The sequence below is a fragment of the Pseudomonas sp. FG1 genome, from assembly GCF_034313875.1.
Classification (GTDB): Bacteria; Pseudomonadota; Gammaproteobacteria; order Pseudomonadales; family Pseudomonadaceae; genus Aquipseudomonas; species Aquipseudomonas veronii.
In genome coordinates, this window is the sequence record NZ_JAVIWP010000003.1 from 39,908 (window position 1) to 55,944 (window position 16,037).

Here is a 16,037-nt window from a genome sequence, read left to right on the forward strand (position 1 = left end):
CTGCTCGCAGTAGCTACCGCAGCGGGGTAAGAAGCTCGCCAATGCGACGAACCCTGCGAAAGATAATTTGCGCGATCGATTCATGGCCCGTGGCAATGACACCAAACAACCCTGCCAGGAGAAGTGCCCAGAAGCTGTTGCGCTTCCAGTCGCTTGCCTCGGCCAAGGCACTCTGGCGATGCTGTTCGGCTCGATCAGAAAGAGACGGGCTTTCTGGGCCAAGCGCAGTTGCCTCGATGGCGTAGGCAATGCCGGCCGGCACGGAAAAGTCGCCCTTAATTTTTCCCTCTCGCAGATTTTTCGCTGTCAGAACAACCCACTTCGAGGAGCTGCCGCCGGCAACAGATGCTTGGGCTAGCACATACGCCCTGGCCACCTCGTCCAGATCCTCTCTGGAGCTGAGCAGACGCTGAAGCGTCGGTAGGTTCTTAGACTCAACCGCGGAATAAAACTCGCTGGGCTTGCTTGCCGTGCTTGCCGTGCCCGGATCTAGTATCCCCAGAAACGCTCCCATGATGTGCGGCATCATGCCGACCATGACGGCGGGAACGATGTTGAACAAGCGTCCGGTAATAACCGCAAGGCCTACACCCGCAATCATTGCAACCGCGCTGATCATTTTGAGAGCTGTGCTATTGAGGATCGAGTCGACGGCTGATTCGACCCCCATCAACCCGCCAATACCGCCGCCCTCGTGGCCCGATGCTTGGAAGGCCTTGGCGATCGCATCAGGAACCAGGATCTGGTCAATAGCCGTTGTTGGCTCTGCGGCGATACCCAGCGCGTAAAATACGCCCCCGAATACCGCCAAACCCAGGGCGGTACCACCGTAGATGAGCGTGCCTTTGCGTAGCTTCTTCGCCCGCGAGATCAGTTCCTGGAGGGGCGCGTCAAAAGGCGTCGGCGCTTTTGCCGGCAAAGCTGGTTCGGGTTGGGCTCGATGTGTCTTCTGCGCTGTCGGCTCTGCTTTCGCTTCGTTTGAGGCTTGTTCGTGCTTGGCGGTGACATGTACCGTTTGCCCAACCGGCTGCCGTAATAGCTTCAGATCCTGACCGAGCACACGCTGTGTCTTGCCTGCAACGAGACCACGAGATATTTCCTTTCTACGAGCACCGTAATTAGCGAGGAGCTTGTCGAGCTCTGCATCAGGAACGTCCTTCGCGGCGACTTTTCCATCAACAAGCAGCGTGTACAACTGCGGGTCAACCTCTGGAGTCTGCCTGGACAGTTCCAGCTCTTGACCGAGAACGCGCTCGGTCTGGCCAGCCATCAGCCTATTCAAGGTACTGTCCTCCACGACGCCATAGTCATTCAAGAGACTCGATAGCTGCGCTAAGGGAATGTTTTCCTTCGAAACGAGGCCGTCGACCCGCAACCGGAAAAGTTGGACTGGTTCGGTCATCAGTGAAGCTCCTTCACTTCATCAGTCCTGCCCAGGCGCTTCTGGAGATCGAGACGCATGCCCTGGATCTCTTTCTCTGCGGCCTTGCGTTGAGCTACGCCCTCACGCTGGATTTTGATTACGTCTTCGACGGTCTGGATCAGCGTGGCCTGGACCTTCTGCAAGGTGTCCACGTCGATTACCAACCGCTGGTTAGCTTTGGCCGTCTCTACGGAGTTGCGGTGCAGCAGCTCGGCGTTGCGTTTGAGGAGATCGTTGGTGGTGTCGTCGATTTTGGTGGCCAGCTGGACGGCGTTCCGCTGCTCGTTCAGCGTCAAAGCCAGCATGAATTGGCGCTTCCAAGCCGGCACAGTGATTTCCCGGATGGTGTGGAACTTGTCCACCAGCATCTGGTTATTCGCTTGAATCATCCGAATCGTCGGGAGGCTCTGCATCGCGGACTGCTGGAGCGCCGTGAGGTCGCCAATACGCTTGTCGAGGTTGGAGATCAGTGCATCCAGATCCGCAACTTGCTGCAAGCGGGCTGGGTCGTTCCCGATGTTCGCCCGAAGCTGAGAAACCTGCATCTGTAGCTCCGCAAGGCGCTGCTTACCGGCGGCAATGTGGATGCCAAGCAGGCGATGCTCCTCGCGTACCGCAACGAACATGGACTCGAGGCCGGTATTCCGAGCAGAAATGCCCGCTTGTGTTTGGTCGACTTCAGCAACGAGCTTTTCAATTTGCTCTCGCGTGGTGTCGAACTGACCCATGACGGACTTGCCGCGCAGGGTTACTTTGTCAATCAGCGGGCCGATGACAGGGATGCGCGAACGGCGATTGGAAAGCGCGCTGACATTGAGCGACTGCGCGACGGCAACCACCTCGCTCAGCTTTGCGCCGGCATCGTCCAGGTCGCTGTTACGAACCTGGTCGAGCAAGCTGTCGGCGTAGGAGGACGTGTGTTCTGCCACTTCCCTGCCGAACTGAGAAACCGAGAGCGGGTTTTCTGCCTGGATCAGTGCCGCTACAGCCTTGATCTGGGGGATGTCCTGTTCCTGGAGACCGAGAGCCTGAAGCCCAGCTGGGGTAAGCTCGGTGTTGGTAGTGGCGAGATCTGTCACGGTAATTTCCTGCTGCATGTTTTGCTCCTCAGTGCTTCACGCCATTCAGGCTTTCAGACAGGCTGGCCATCAGCGCCTGATGCGCCTTGCTGGCAGCCTCGACCATCGCCGGGCTCATGTGTTTGGTGGTGATCAGGGTAAGGGTGTGTTGCCGCCATACTGGAACCAGTACGGTGACTGTCTCTCGGAAGCGATCGAGCATGTCGAGGGCTTGGGCGCGGCTCAGCTTCATCTGGCTAACGCTCAGTTCGTGTGAGGCCAGAAGTGTTGCCAAGTTGGCGAGCTTTCGCGCCAGCCGCTCTCGCGGCCGATCAAACTCGATCTCCCCCTCCGCTACCGTCCCGATGAGAGGGTTCTCTTCGAGGAATTCGCGCCCGGCCTGGATGAACACTTTCAGTGCTTCCGCCTCTTCGGCGTGGGCAACGATCATTCTGCTGATGGCACTGACCGTATCGCGTACACCTTGGGCGTGTCCTTCAGCTTCGGCCAGTAGCTGTTCCAGTGTTGACCGGGCGACTTGATAGCGAACCTGCTTTTCCACGGCTCCGCCCAGAACCTTCTCGAACCAGGTCGGCTTCCGGGTAATCTGCTCCGGCGAGGCGTCGGCCATTTTCGAGAGGATTTCTGCGATTTTGGCCGCAAGCGCTGCCGCCGACCCGCTCTCCATGAGATCTGATAGTTGATCGATTTTGGCAGAGCTATCCGCTACGCCCCCGTACTCGCCGAGGCGAGCCGGGAAAGCAAACAACTCAGGGAGTACCTGCTGTTTGAGGTGGTCGATGTTGACCACTGAATGAGTCATGGCGGAAAATTTCTCCTTGGATTTGTTGGAGATCGTACCTGCCGTATTCCTTGGCGGGTTGTTATTTCAGACGCTTTTACCGACTGAAAGCGCAGCTCGAAGTCTTTGTATCGCGATCTCGAAATAACCCAAACCTCCCCGAGTCGCTTCAAAATGGCGCGAATAATCGCCTCATTTCCCTAGCTATGCGAGTTTCGACCTGAAGTCATTCAGGGGGTAGGTAGAGCGCAACCAGTGGCACGCATAGGCGAACGGCTCCCCGCATGTGCAGAGTGGTCGGCGAATGGACAATCCGGTCAAGCAGCCACGCCCACGATTTGACGAGCCGTTCTTCAGGAGGTGTTGAATCCTCCAGGTGCTGCTTGAATTCGGCGAACTTTGCGTGGCTATGCTCGAAAACGCCGGTCTGCCGGCAGATTTCGGCCAGGGCCCGGATGTCGTCACCGTTCTCAATCAGCGTCGAGCGCATGTCTGAGTCGTCTTGATCCATCGTGGAAAGCAGGTCGGTCATCATGCGGTCGATCAATCGCGACTCGTCTTGCTGGGGATCGTTGGTGTCTGGCATAGCTGTCTCCTTTGACTTGTTCGAAATCGGTTTTACCGGAGACTTCAAGAATCCCAAGCATGCGAGAAGACGAGACATTTCCACCAATGCCCTGCCGCGCGAGCACCCGCAAGCAACTGGCTGCGACCTGCGAGTTTTGCGGACAGATGAGTTTTGGTTTTGCGTCAGCGGACTGTGGGTGTGCCCTGAGCCAGCTCTTCCTGGAAGGGAAGAAGCCTGCATACCCCGGACGAGGCAGGCCGCGGGCCTCGAAATCAAGGGCTGCATCGTCAAGACGGTGACTTGCTCATCGCGGCAAGACAGCAAAAAGCCCAGCACTTCTGCTGGGCTTTTTGCTGTTCAGGGGCGCTTGCTAGAACAACCTCGAATCAGGGGTGAAAAGCTCAACCTGAATAGTCGCGCTCTGTGCTTCTGGGTGCCGAGGGTTGAACAGGTAGTTCACCGTGCTCGGTATGATAGCGCTGGGCACTGGCAGTAGCAGTGCGTTGCACTCATCAAGGAACTGGTTACCAATGCCTCTGGTGAGCTCGGTCTCTGCCGACCAACCAGCCGGCAAAGTGGGCATCTGGGCTTGTGATACAGAGTCAGGCACTTCGATACGGAGAAGCTGCATCGTCGCGGGAAAATCCTCTGGATCAATTTCCAGATGAACAAGCACCTCGAGCATTGCTCCCGGCGGGCTGGTCGCGGTGTAGACGACCGGTCTGCCGGCCTGGTGCCAACGGCCGCTCACGCGCAAGCCGCCTGTCCCGCTCAAGTCAGCATATGAGCTGATCCGCCACAGAATCACAGAGCGAAGCCTTCGGCGATTTGCAGCAGCATCTCTTCAACCTGGCTTGTGCCTTGCTGAGTTGTGAGCAGTTGCATGGGCGTCAACCCAGAGAATCGTTCCTTGGGCTTGGAGAGCCATCGCTTGGCCTTGTCGGCGTCCCCAAAGATAGCCTCGGCCATCGCGGTGATGTGCGCCGATCGGAAGAGCCGGTCGCTTTCCTCGACAGTGAGGGGCTGATCGCGCTCGATCCGGTTTTTCAGGGTGCGCAGCGGGATAATCTGGTCTCGCTCCAGCGGGGTAACCACACCCTCTTCAGTGAGCCTCATTAACCGCGCTGCGGAAAAGCCATGGCTGATTCTGGTGTGAATCTCGAAGTCGCTGGCAGACTCTGGGATCTCCAGCAGTATTTGTAAGCGCGCACGGTAAGCTGAATACCCGTGGTCGCGTAGGACTTCAGCAAGCATGATGGTTCTCCTATCCGGCGTTTCCCGGTTAGTATGCGGGAAACGCCGGAGGATGCAAGCTTACCGTTTGGGTGGCCCGGCTGGCGGTCGCCTGCCGGTGGGGATGTGGCGGTCACTTTCAACCCATCCAGGATGATGCTCGAGGAGCGCCTTAGGTGGGTCGGTCTACTGGCTGCGTTGGCCAAACATGTCTGCTTGTTGGTTCGCTGGATCTGTTTTCGGCGTGTTCAGCGGGTGGCCTAGCTGCCGGCGCACCTCGGCGAGCCACGCCTTGTAGGGGGTATTTTTTCGTGCTCCCCAAGGGTATGCCTCGGCCAGCGCCTTTCGGAGGGCCTGCTTGTCGCTTCGCCCTATGCGGCGAATTACCTCCCCAACAATCGGTGCTGCTCGATCTGCCCAGGACATGCCCTTTCCCTCAGCTGTCACGGCTGATGCGCCTCAGGCTGAAACTGAGCGACGTAGCCGAGCACGGCAGCAACCCGCAGGCCCGTCGCACTGCCCTTGTCGGTGCACTCGCGGTAGGCTTGGCCGCTCTGGACGATTTCGCCCAGCAGCTCGGCCGCGTCGTCCAGGTACTTCTCGGTTTCGTTGGTGTGCTCAATGAGCCGTTGGTGAGCCTGTTGCGACTCAACATGGCGCCGGGCCATGGCCTGGACGATTTCGAGCAAGCGATCGGTGCCAATTTCATCGGTATCGCCCAGGCAGTAGCGGTCGCCCACCTCCTGAGTACATTGGCAATCGTCGGTAAGTGCTTCCGAACTACCGACCCACCCGCAGAGAGTGCACTCGGAGGCATAGTAGCTCCCCTCTAGCGGCTTCTGCCCGATGCAGGATGGTATGCGTTCCTTCTTCTCAACGTTGCTCATGGCTGATTTCCTCGTTCAATTTGGCGATGGCCTCAGCATCTCACGAGGCCTCGGAAACCCAAGTACATCCCTGTTCAGCGATGCGTTGTGATCAGGACTTGGCAGGGAAAGGAGGGATATTTTTTCCTTTCGGGTCAGCCGCGGCATTCCACGACCACCACCCTGCCCCGCCGTACTCCCGATTGTACCAAGCCGTTTTGACGGCCTTCCGTTCCAGGTAGGCAGGTGTGCTCATGCCGAACACTTCCAGGGGGCAGTCCTTACCGGGGAGCCCGCAGAATCCGGAAAATAACGTACTACAAGGGCTTCCCCATTGAGCGCAAGCGCAATAGCGATTTAGTTGTCTACTGCTGCGCGTGCCGGATCGACGTAAGAAGGTGAAGGACTGCGGTACTACAAACGGTCATATTGAGCTGATGGCTCGGACCCTGATGAAAGACGCACGTGAGGACCTCGTTCGCTAACCGGGACTGAATTCCCCATACGATTTTCAGGTATACCCCACGTAGGTCCAACCCGCTTCACATCAACGACGGCAGTGCACATTGATCTTCTTTTTATCTGCTCATGGTTCCACCGTGACGCCTTAAAAGTTGAGCAATAGGAAGCCAGGGCCTACGCACCAGTTGGTTCTACCTGCTCAAGCTTGAACGTGTCGCCGTAATGCAGGACGGCCCAGGCCATCCTTGCATTCTTGGCGGCAATCGCGACGGCCGCACGCCAGTAACCGCGACGTTCAATCAGATTGCGGATCCAGCGACTAAATGGATCTTGTTTATCGCCCAGGTTGGCCATTACAGATCGAGCCCCGAGCACCAGTAGACTCCGTAAATAGGCATCCCCGGCTTTGGTGATACTCCCCAAACGCTGCTTTCCACCGCTACTGTACTGACCCGGCGTCAGTCCGAGCCATGCAGCCACTTGGCGACCATTTCTGAAGTCGTGCCCATCCCCAATACTGGCAACCAAGGCACTCGCCGTGGTCGAGCCAACCCCGCGCAATTGCAGCAATCTACGGCTACGATCATCTTCACGAGCAATCTGGCTGATTGCTCTATCAAGCTCTACCAAGCGGTCCTCGATATGGCTGGTGTGCTCTAACAGTTCACTCATGCACCGTTTTGCCCAGCCAGGCAAGCTGTCCAGATAAGGGCCAATCTCTCTTCTCAATCGCTCTGGGCTTTGCGGCAGGACCACCCCAAATTCAGAAAGTAATCCCCGCAGTCGGTTGTAAGAAGCTGTGCGCTCTTCGATAAATCCCTGCCGAGTGCGATGAAGGCAAAGAGTCGCCTGTTGATGCTCGTCCTTGACGGGTACGAACCGCATGCTGGGTCGGGTCACTGCCTCACAGATTGCAGCAGCATCTGCTGCATCATTCTTACCGCGCTTACCTGACATCCGATAAGGAGCAACGAGTTTAGGAGCCATCAACCTGACAGTATGTCCGTGCTGAACAAACACCCTCGCCCAGTGGTGCGCCCCTGAGCAAGCCTCCATACCAATCAAACACGGCGGTAACTGCGCGATCAATGGCACCAACTGATCACGCGCAACCTTCGGTTTCACCAATATGGCTTTGCCAGCCTCATTGACGCCGTGAACGGCGAACACCGTCTTGGCTAAATCGATTCCCACCGTGATAACTGACATTGGCTTCCCCTCCAGTAATTGATGCAGTTATGAAACTTCATCATGGCACCTTGATGCCGCCTCGCGACTTTCGCCGCGGACTTGGACGGGGAAGTCCCTTTCATTCGCTAAGGATGAGGGTGTCCCGGATTATGTGTAAACGGGATTTCTATTAATCCTGCATCAATCGATCTTCGAACTGGATACTGAAGCGATTCAGAGCCGCTTTCCAGTCCCGTATCGGCATCGTCCACTTCTTGCTGATGTTGTTCAGCGCCAGATAAAACAGCTTGCTCACGGCCTCGTCAGTTGGGAACGAGGCCCGGGTCTTGATCACCTTGCGCAAACTCATGTTGATCGATTCGATGGCGTTGGTGGTGTAGATCACCTTGCGGATCTCGGCCGGATGGTCGAAGAACGGGATAACCCGTGCCCAGTTACGCCGCCAGGACAGGCCGATTGACTGGTACTGACCACCCCACTTTTCTTCAAACTCCGTCAGCCGTTGCTCGGCCAGTTCGACCGTCGCCGAGGTGTAGACCAGCTTCAGATCGGCGGCCACTTCCTTGCGCGCTTTCCAGGACACGAAGTTCAGGCTGTTGCGCACCATGTGCACGATACACAACTGCACGCAGGCTTTCGGATAGACCGTTTCGATCGCCTCGGGGAAGCCCTTGAGGCCGTCCACGCAGGCGATAAAAATGTCCTGCACGCCACGGTTCTTCAGCTCGGTGACTACCTGCAACCAGAACTTGGCACCCTCGGTTTGGGCGATCCACAGCCCCAGCACTTCCTTGTGCCCGTCCATATTGACCCCGATAGCCAGGTACACCGCCTTGGTCCGCACCGCGCCGGCATCGCGCACTTTGACGTGGATGCAGTCCAGATAAAGGATCGGGTACAGCGGATCGAGTGGACGGCCCTGCCAGAGCTTCACCTCGTCGCTTACCGCGTCCGTGACGGTCGAGATGAGGGTTGGGGAGACCTCGGTGCCGTACATCTCCTCCAGGTGCCCCTGGATCTCTCGTACGCTCAGGCCGCGGGCGTACAGCGAGATGATCTTGTCGTCGAAGCCCGTCCAGCGGGTTTGCTGCTTGGCCACCAGCTGCGGCTCGAACAGCGCCTGGCGGTCACGAGGGATGGCCAGCGGCAGTTCGCCGAAATCGCCCTTGAGGGTTTTGTCGCTGTGACCGTTACGGGCATTACCGCCGGCGTTGAAGATCGATCCACTCTTGCCATGCCCAGGTGCTCGGTCATCTCGGCTTCCAGCGCACGCTCGACCAGCATCTTGGTGAGCTGGCTTGAGCAGGCCGTTTTCGCCAATCAAATCTTCCGGTTTCTTGTAATTGACCAGCAGGCTGTCGGCGAGCTTAACGAGTTCAGGGTCGGGCTTCGCTCGCTTGGTGCGTTTTACTACGGTCATGGGTACTCCTTGAGGCTGGCAGTCTCCTGCCAAATGACCGTTTACACAAAGTTAAAAACACCCTCCTCAGGATGGCCTGAGGAAGTCCTTTCTCGGGAAAAAGAGCCCAGCAGCCGAGCGGGTTACAGCGCATCAATTCCGCGAAGCTGGGGCTTTTCAGAGTTTCCCTAAAGACGGAACATGTGCATCAGACGCTGAAGTTGGCTTGCCAGAGAAGCCAATTGCGTACTGGTGGCAACATTCTGACGTGAGGCTTCGCTAGTTTTTTCGGCAATCTGGCTTACGTTGGTAACGTTACGGCTGATCTCCTCCGCGACAGAGCTTTGCTCCTCAGCTGCAGAAGCAATCATGGCATTCATGTCATTAATGGTCGCCACAGCATTACTGATTTGCTCCAGCATATGGCCTGCACTGGCAACCTGCTGCTTACCAGCTTGTGCTTTGCTGCAACTGCTTTCCATGACAGCAACAGCACGATTTGCGCCGCTCTGCAGCTTTTCAATCATGGCCTGAATTTCGTTGGCTGACTGTTGCGTGCGCGAAGCAAGCGAGCGCACCTCATCCGCGACAACAGCAAAGCCTCGTCCGTGCTCACCAGCATGTGCAGCTTCAATAGCCGCGTTAAGGGCAAGCAGGTTGGTTTGTTCGGTAATGCTTCGAATGACATCCACTACAGAGCTAATACCAGCACTGTCTGCCTCAAGCTCATGAATCACAGTGGCAGCGTGTTCAACTTCACTGGCGAGGCTGTCAATAGAAGCGATTGTTTGATGAACCACGCGCATGCCGCTTTCAGACTGCTGATCGGCCTCCTGTGCCGCCCGTGCCGCACTGGCAGCGTTCCCCGCTACGTCCTGAACAGTAGCGGACATTTCGTTCATCGCAGTAGCTATCAGGTCTGTCTCCAGCTGCTGGCGGCGGATACCGTCACTGGTTTGACTACTTGCCTGGGCCGTCTGCTCAGCTGCAGCTGCCAGTTGCTCCACGGCACCTGCCAACTCTTGAAAGGTGTGGTGAAAACGCGAAGCCATTTCATTGAATGCGCTAGATATTTCGCCCAGCTCATCACGCCCCTGATAGGTAACTCGATAGCCCAAATTGCCATCAGCGAGCTGCTGACCGCCGACTTGAAGCTCCCGAACGCCTTTGGTGATACTTGGCACAGTGGCCAGAGCCGTGACTGTGACCAGAGACAGAGCCACTACCAGCGCCAGTCCTATCATCGCCACAAGACGCTCGAATTGCTTATCCGCGTTTTGAAAGCTTAATTCAGCTGCCGACGCCTCCGACTCAATAAGAGTGCGCAAGCTGGCATAGGTAGTCATAAAAGCAGGATCAAGGCGGGTTAGCAGGATTTGGTTCCCTCCCGCATAGTCGCCTTGGCGCATCGCATTGAGCGTCGGCAGAACACCATTATCCAAGTAATCAGACAATTTGTTCTGCAGCTCAGTGCTAAGGCGCTGCTGTTCTTTGCTCATTGGTATACGCTGGTAGTCAGAAAGGCGCTCACGGATGATGCTTACGCTTTTATCCACTCTATCGAAATGCATACTCGATGGATGATCATGCGCCTTCTCGAAGGCACTTCCGGGCTCATGCTGAAGGGCAAGCAAAAGCTGAGCACGCGCGTTGTGCATGTGGTTATTGATGTCGCCAAGCTTGTCGATCGGTAGCAACATGTTGTTGTACAGCCGATCAATCACTGCATTGCTGGTGCGCATTCCATTAAGACCAGCCATTGGCAAGCCGACAGCCATAGATGCTAGAAGCACGAGCAAGCCGATGAGACGGGTTTTTATTGAGAAACGGGCTAGCCAACCACTCATCGTGTCACCTCATTATTAGATATTTCAATGTGCCTTCATTGTATCGGCTGGTTCATTTGAAATCTTGAGTCAGGCTCCCCCTCAAGGCTTCTCGCCATATGGCCGGGGGAAATATTAGTACTCAAATCAAATACAAGACCTAAAGGCCGTCAGGTTGGGCTATACCCTAACCGGATGTCAGGCAGCCCAGCGCTACGCCGTCAGATAGAGTCCATCATTAATTTTTTGACCTCTGCTTGCCAAAGTCATAGATTTCAGCCTGACAAATTCAGCAGTTACGACCAGAACCCGGAACGCCAACTGGAACAGACCCAGGTGAGCAAGCTGTTCACCGACAAGGCCTCGGGCAAGGATAATCAGCGCCCGCAACTGGAGGCGTTGCTGAGCTTCGTCCGTGAGGGCGACACCGTGGTGGTGCATAGCATGGATCGTCTGGCGCGCAACCTCGATGACCTGCGCCGCCTGGTGCAGAAGCTGACCCAGCGCGGCGTGCGCATCGAGTTCCTGAAGGAGGGCTTGGTGTTCACGGGCGAGGACTCCCCGATGGCCAACCTGATGCTATCTGTGATGGGGGCCTTCGCTGAGTTCGAGCGCGCCTTGATCCGTGAGCGGCAGCGCGAGGGCATCGCCTTGGCCAAGCAGCGCGGCGCGTACCGAGGCCGCAAGAAAGCCCTGTCCGATGAGCAGGCTGCTACCCTGCGGCAGCGAGCGACGGCCGGCGAGCCCAAGGCGCAGCTCGCCCGTGAATTCAACATCAGCCGGGAAACCCTCTACCAGTACCTCCGCACGGACGACTGATACATGCCGCGTCGCTTGATCCTCTCGGCCACGGAGCGGGACACCCTGCTCGCGCTGCCGGAAAGCCAGGATGACCTGATCCGCTACTACACCTTCAACGATTCCGACCTGTCGCTGATCCGCCAGCGGCGCTGGCGACGCCAACCGTCTGGGCTTTGCGGTGCAACTCTGCCTGCTGCGCTTCCCCGGCTATGCGTTGGGCACCGACAGCGAGCGGCCCGAGCCGGTGATCCTGTGGGTGGCCAAGCAAGTCCAGACCGATCCGGCGAGTTGGGAGAAGTACGGCGAGCGCGACGTGACCCGTCGCGAGCACGCCCAGGAACTGCGCACCTACCTGCAACTGGCCCCGTTCGGCCTGTCCGACTTCCGCGCCCTGGTGCGCGAGCTGACCGAACTGGCCCAGCAGACCGACAAGGGCTTGCTGCTGGCCGGTCAGGCGCTGGAGAGCCTGCGGCAGAGGCGACGCATCCTGCCGGCGTTGAGCGTGATCGACCGGGCTTGCTCGGAGGCCATTGCGCGGGCCAATCGGCGGGTCTACCGCGCCCTGGTCGATCCACTTACGGACTCGCATCGGGCCAAGCTGGACGAGCTGTTGACGCTCAAGGCCGGCAGCAGCATCACCTGGTTGACCTGGCTGCGACAGGCACCGCTGAAACCCAACTCCCGGCACATGCTTGAACACATCGAGCGGCTGAAGACATTTCAGCTGGTGGACTTGCCCGAAGGCCTGGGCCGGCACATCCATCAGAACCGCCTGCTCAAGCTGGCCCGCGAGGGTGGGCAGATGACACCCAAGGACCTCGGCAAGTTCGAGCCTCAGCGACGCTACGCGACCCTGGCCGCGGTGGTGCTGGAGAGCACCGCGACTGTGATTGATGAGTTGGTCGATCTGCACGACCGTATCCTGGTCAAGCTGTTCAGCAGCGCGAAGCACAAGCATCAGCAGCAGTTCCAGAAACAGGGCAAGGCGATCAACGACAAGGTGCGCCTGTATTCGAAGATCGGCCAGGCGCTGCTGGAGGCCAAGGAAAGCGGCAGCGACCCCTATGCAGCCATCGAAGCGGTGATACCTTGGGACGAGTTCACCGAGAGCGTCAGCGAGGCCGAGCTGCTTGCCCGGCCGGAAGGCTTTGACCATCTGCACCTGGTCGGCGAGAACTTCGCCACTCTGCGCCGTTACACGCCGGCCTTGCTGGAGGTGCTGGAACTGCGCGCTGCGCCGGCCGCGCAAGGCGTGCTGGCAGCCGTGCAGACCCTGCGCGAGATGAACGCCGACAGCCTGCGCAAGGTGGCGGCCGATGCACCAACGGCCTTCATCAAGCCCCGCTGGAAGCCGCTGGTGATCACCCTGGAAGGCAACGACCGGCGCTTCTATGAAATCTGCGCGCTTTCCGAGCTGAAGAACGCCCTGCGCTCCGGCGACATCTGGGTCAAGGGCTCGCGGCAGTTCCGTGACTTCGACGACTTCCTGCTGCCGGCAGAGAAGTTCGCCACGCTCAAGCGGGAACAGGCCCTGCCCCTGACGATCAATCCCAACAGCGACCAGTATCTGGAAGAGCGATTGCCGCTGCTGGACGAGCAGTTGGCCACCGTCATCCGCCTGGCCAAGGACAACGAGATGCCCGAGGCCATCCTCACCGAGTCCGGGCTGAAGATCACCCCGCTGGATTCAGCGGTGCCAGATCGTGCGCAGGCGCTGATCGACCAGACCAGCCAGTTACTGCCGCGCATCAAGATCACCGAACTGCTGATGGACGTTGACGACTGGACGGGCTTCAGCCGCCACTTTACCCACTTGAAGGACGGGGCCGAGGCCAAAGACCGGACGTTGCTGCTGTCCGCGATCCTCGGTGATGCAATCAACCTCGGGCTGACCAAGATGGCCGAGTCGAGCCCCGGCCTGACCTACGCCAAGCTGTCCTGGCTGCAAGCCTGGCACATCCGAGACGAAACCTACTGGGCGGCCCTGGCCGAGCTGGTCAACCACCAGTTCCGTCATACCTTCGCCGCTCACTGGGGCGACGGCACGACCTCTTCGTCCGATGGCCAGCGCTTCCGGGCGGGCGGCCGGGGCGAAAGCACCCGGCACGTCAACCCGAAGTACGGCAGCGAGCCGGGCCGGCTGTTCTACACCCACATCTCCGACCAGTACGCGCCATTCAGCACCCGCGTGGTGAATGTCGGCGTGCGCGATTCCACCTACGTGCTCGATGGCCTGCTGTACCACGAGTCCGACTTGCGGATCGAGGAGCACTACACCGACACGGCCGGCTTCACCCATCACGTCTTCGCCCTAATGCACCTGCTGGGCTTCCGCTTCGCACCACGCATCCGCGACCTCGGCGAAACCAAACTGTATGTGCCGCAGGGCGTGCATGCCTACCCGGCGCTGCGCCCGCTGATAGGAGGCACCCTGAACATCAAGCACGTCCGTGCCCATTGGGATGACATCCTGCGCCTGGCCAGCTCGATCAAGCAGGGCACCGTCACCGCCTCGCTGATGCTGCGCAAGCTCGGCAGCTATCCGCGCCAGAATGGCCTGGCCGTCGCCCTGCGCGAACTGGGCCGGATCGAACGCACGCTGTTCACCCTGGACTGGTTGCAAAGTGTTGAGCTGCGCCGCCGCGTGCATGCCGGCCTGAACAAAGGTGAGGCTCGCAACTTGCTGGCTAGGGCGGTGTTCTTCAACCGCCTTGGGGAAATCAGGGATCGGAGCTTCGAGCAGCAGCGCTACCGGGCCAGCGGCCTCAACCTGGTGACGGCCGCCATCGTGCTGTGGAACACGGTGTACCTGGAGCGCGCCACCCAGGGACTGGTCGAAGCCGGCAAGCCGGTGGACGGCGAGCTGCTGCAATACCTGTCGCCGCTGGGCTGGGAGCACATCAACCTGACCTGCGATTACGGCTGGCGGCAGAGCCGCAGGCTGGAAGACGGGAAGTTCAGGCCGCTACGGTTGCCTGGAAAACCTTAGCGAATGAAAGGGACTTCCCCGTCCAAGTCCGCGGCGAAAGTCGCGAGGCGGCATCAAGGTGCCATGATGAAGTTTCATAACTGCATCAATTACTGGAGGGGAAGCCAATGTCAGTTATCACGGTGGGAATCGATTTAGCCAAGACGGTGTTCGCCGTTCACGGCGTCAATGAGGCTGGCAAAGCCATATTGGTGAAACCGAAGGTTGCGCGTGATCAGTTGGTGCCATTGATCGCGCAGTTACCGCCGTGTTTGATTGGTATGGAGGCTTGCTCAGGGGCGCACCACTGGGCGAGGGTGTTTGTTCAGCACGGACATACTGTCAGGTTGATGGCTCCTAAACTCGTTGCTCCTTATCGGATGTCAGGTAAGCGCGGTAAGAATGATGCAGCAGATGCTGCTGCAATCTGTGAGGCAGTGACCCGACCCAGCATGCGGTTCGTACCCGTCAAGGACGAGCATCAACAGGCGACTCTTTGCCTTCATCGCACTCGGCAGGGATTTATCGAAGAGCGCACAGCTACTTACAACCGACTGCGGGGATTACTTTCTGAATTTGGGGTGGTCCTGCCGCAAAGCCCAGAGCGATTGAGAAGAGAGATTGGCCCTTATCTGGACAGCTTGCCTGGCTGGGCAAAACGGTGCATGAGTGAACTGTTAGAGCACACCAGCCATATCGAGGACCGCTTGGTAGAGCTTGATCGAGCAATCAGCCAGATTGCTCGTGAAGATGATCGTAGCCGTAGGTTGCTGCAATTGCGCGGGGTTGGCTCGACCACGGCGAGTGCCTTGGTTGCCAGTATTGGGGATGGGCACGACTTCAGAAATGGTCGCCAAGTGGCTGCATGGCTCGGACTGACGCCAGGTCAGTACAGTAGCGGTGGAAAGCAGCGTTTGGGGAGTATCACCAAAGCCGGGGATGCCTATTTACGGAGTCTACTGGTGCTCGGGGCTCGATCTGTAATGGCCAACCTGGGCGATAAACAAGATACATTCAGTCGCTGGATCCGCAATCTGATTGAACGTCGCGGTTACTGGCGTGCGGCCGTCGCGATTGCCGCCAAGAATGCAAGGATGGCCTGGGCCGTCCTGCATTACGGCGACACGTTCAAGCTTGAGCAGGTAGAACCAACTGGTGCGTAGGCCCTGGCTTCCTATTGCTCAACTTTTAAGGCGTCAGGGTAGAACCATGAGCAGATAAAAAGAGGATCAATGTGCACTGCCGTCGTTGATGTGAAGCGGGTTGGACCTACGTGGGGTATACCTGAAAATCGTATGGGGAATTCAGTCCCGGTTAGCGAACGAGGTCCTCACGTGCGTCTTTCATCAGGGTCCGAGCCATCAGCTCAATATGACCGTTTGTAGTACCGCAGTCCTTCACCTTCTTACGTCGATCCGGCACGCGCAGCAGTGCAGCAAT

11 protein-coding genes and 3 pseudogenes are annotated in these 16,037 nt (G+C 58.2%); 3 read left to right on the forward strand and 11 right to left on the reverse strand.

The genetic code is table 11. The features are described from left to right. Window positions 1-13: 13 nt before the first annotated feature. From RGV59_RS31080 to RGV59_RS31925, 11 genes and pseudogenes are all read right to left on the reverse strand, one after another. A complete protein-coding gene (locus tag RGV59_RS31080; protein WP_011600755.1) occupies window positions 14-1,402 on the reverse strand; it encodes a hypothetical protein in 1,389 nt (462 codons plus the stop codon). Then, entirely contained in the window at window positions 1,402-2,520 is a 1,119-nt protein-coding gene (locus RGV59_RS31085; RefSeq protein ID WP_011600754.1) for a toxic anion resistance protein, read from the reverse strand. The genes RGV59_RS31080 and RGV59_RS31085 overlap by 1 nt, the downstream gene beginning before the upstream one ends. A 10-nt stretch (window positions 2,521-2,530) precedes the next feature. Continuing rightward, window positions 2,531-3,304 (reverse strand): tellurite resistance protein, encoded by a 774-nt coding sequence (locus RGV59_RS31090; protein ID WP_011600753.1) that lies wholly within the window; start codon window positions 3,302-3,304, stop codon window positions 2,531-2,533. A gap of 205 nt (window positions 3,305-3,509) precedes the next feature. Beyond that, complete coding sequence (locus RGV59_RS31095) at window positions 3,510-3,869, reverse strand: hypothetical protein (RefSeq protein ID WP_016502323.1); 360 nt, start codon at window positions 3,867-3,869, stop codon at window positions 3,510-3,512. A gap of 352 nt (window positions 3,870-4,221) precedes the next feature. Next, the gene (locus RGV59_RS31100) at window positions 4,222-4,659 is read right to left on the reverse strand and encodes an RES family NAD+ phosphorylase (RefSeq protein WP_011078034.1); all 438 of its coding nucleotides are present in this window, start codon (window positions 4,657-4,659) and stop codon (window positions 4,222-4,224) included. Next, on the reverse strand, window positions 4,656-5,105 hold the full coding sequence (locus tag RGV59_RS31105; protein WP_011078033.1) for an antitoxin Xre/MbcA/ParS toxin-binding domain-containing protein: 450 nt from the start codon (window positions 5,103-5,105) through the stop codon (window positions 4,656-4,658). The genes RGV59_RS31100 and RGV59_RS31105 overlap by 4 nt, the downstream gene beginning before the upstream one ends. A 422-nt stretch (window positions 5,106-5,527) precedes the next feature. After that, window positions 5,528-5,824, reverse strand: coding sequence for a hypothetical protein (locus tag RGV59_RS31110; RefSeq protein ID WP_233102398.1), 297 nt, complete (start codon window positions 5,822-5,824; stop codon window positions 5,528-5,530). 762 nt (window positions 5,825-6,586) lie between these two features. Further along, a complete protein-coding gene (locus RGV59_RS31115) occupies window positions 6,587-7,621 on the reverse strand; it encodes an IS110-like element IS1492 family transposase (protein WP_004575900.1) in 1,035 nt (344 codons plus the stop codon). Window positions 7,622-7,772: 151 nt separating this feature from the next. Continuing rightward, a pseudogene (locus RGV59_RS31120) lies at window positions 7,773-9,023 on the reverse strand (IS256 family transposase). A gap of 167 nt (window positions 9,024-9,190) precedes the next feature. Next, the gene (locus tag RGV59_RS31920) at window positions 9,191-10,054 is read right to left on the reverse strand and encodes a methyl-accepting chemotaxis protein (protein ID WP_370737524.1); all 864 of its coding nucleotides are present in this window, start codon (window positions 10,052-10,054) and stop codon (window positions 9,191-9,193) included. Next, window positions 10,052-10,849 (reverse strand): annotated as a pseudogene (locus RGV59_RS31925) (Tar ligand binding domain-containing protein); the annotation flags it as partial. The pseudogene RGV59_RS31925 and the gene RGV59_RS31920, both read right to left, overlap by 3 nt. Window positions 10,850-11,074: 225 nt before the next feature. Between RGV59_RS31925 and RGV59_RS31130 the strand changes: the two are divergent. The 3 genes and pseudogenes from RGV59_RS31130 (at window position 11,075) to RGV59_RS31140 (ending at window position 15,760) form a co-directional block, all read left to right on the forward strand. Further along, complete coding sequence (locus RGV59_RS31130) at window positions 11,075-11,647, forward strand: recombinase family protein (RefSeq protein ID WP_011078028.1); 573 nt, start codon at window positions 11,075-11,077, stop codon at window positions 11,645-11,647. Window positions 11,648-11,650: 3 nt separating this feature from the next. Continuing rightward, a pseudogene (locus RGV59_RS31135) lies at window positions 11,651-14,618 on the forward strand (Tn3 family transposase). 107 nt (window positions 14,619-14,725) lie between these two features. Continuing rightward, on the forward strand, window positions 14,726-15,760 hold the full coding sequence (locus RGV59_RS31140) for an IS110-like element IS1492 family transposase (protein ID WP_043095457.1): 1,035 nt from the start codon (window positions 14,726-14,728) through the stop codon (window positions 15,758-15,760). The last annotated feature ends 277 nt before the right edge of the window (window positions 15,761-16,037 follow it).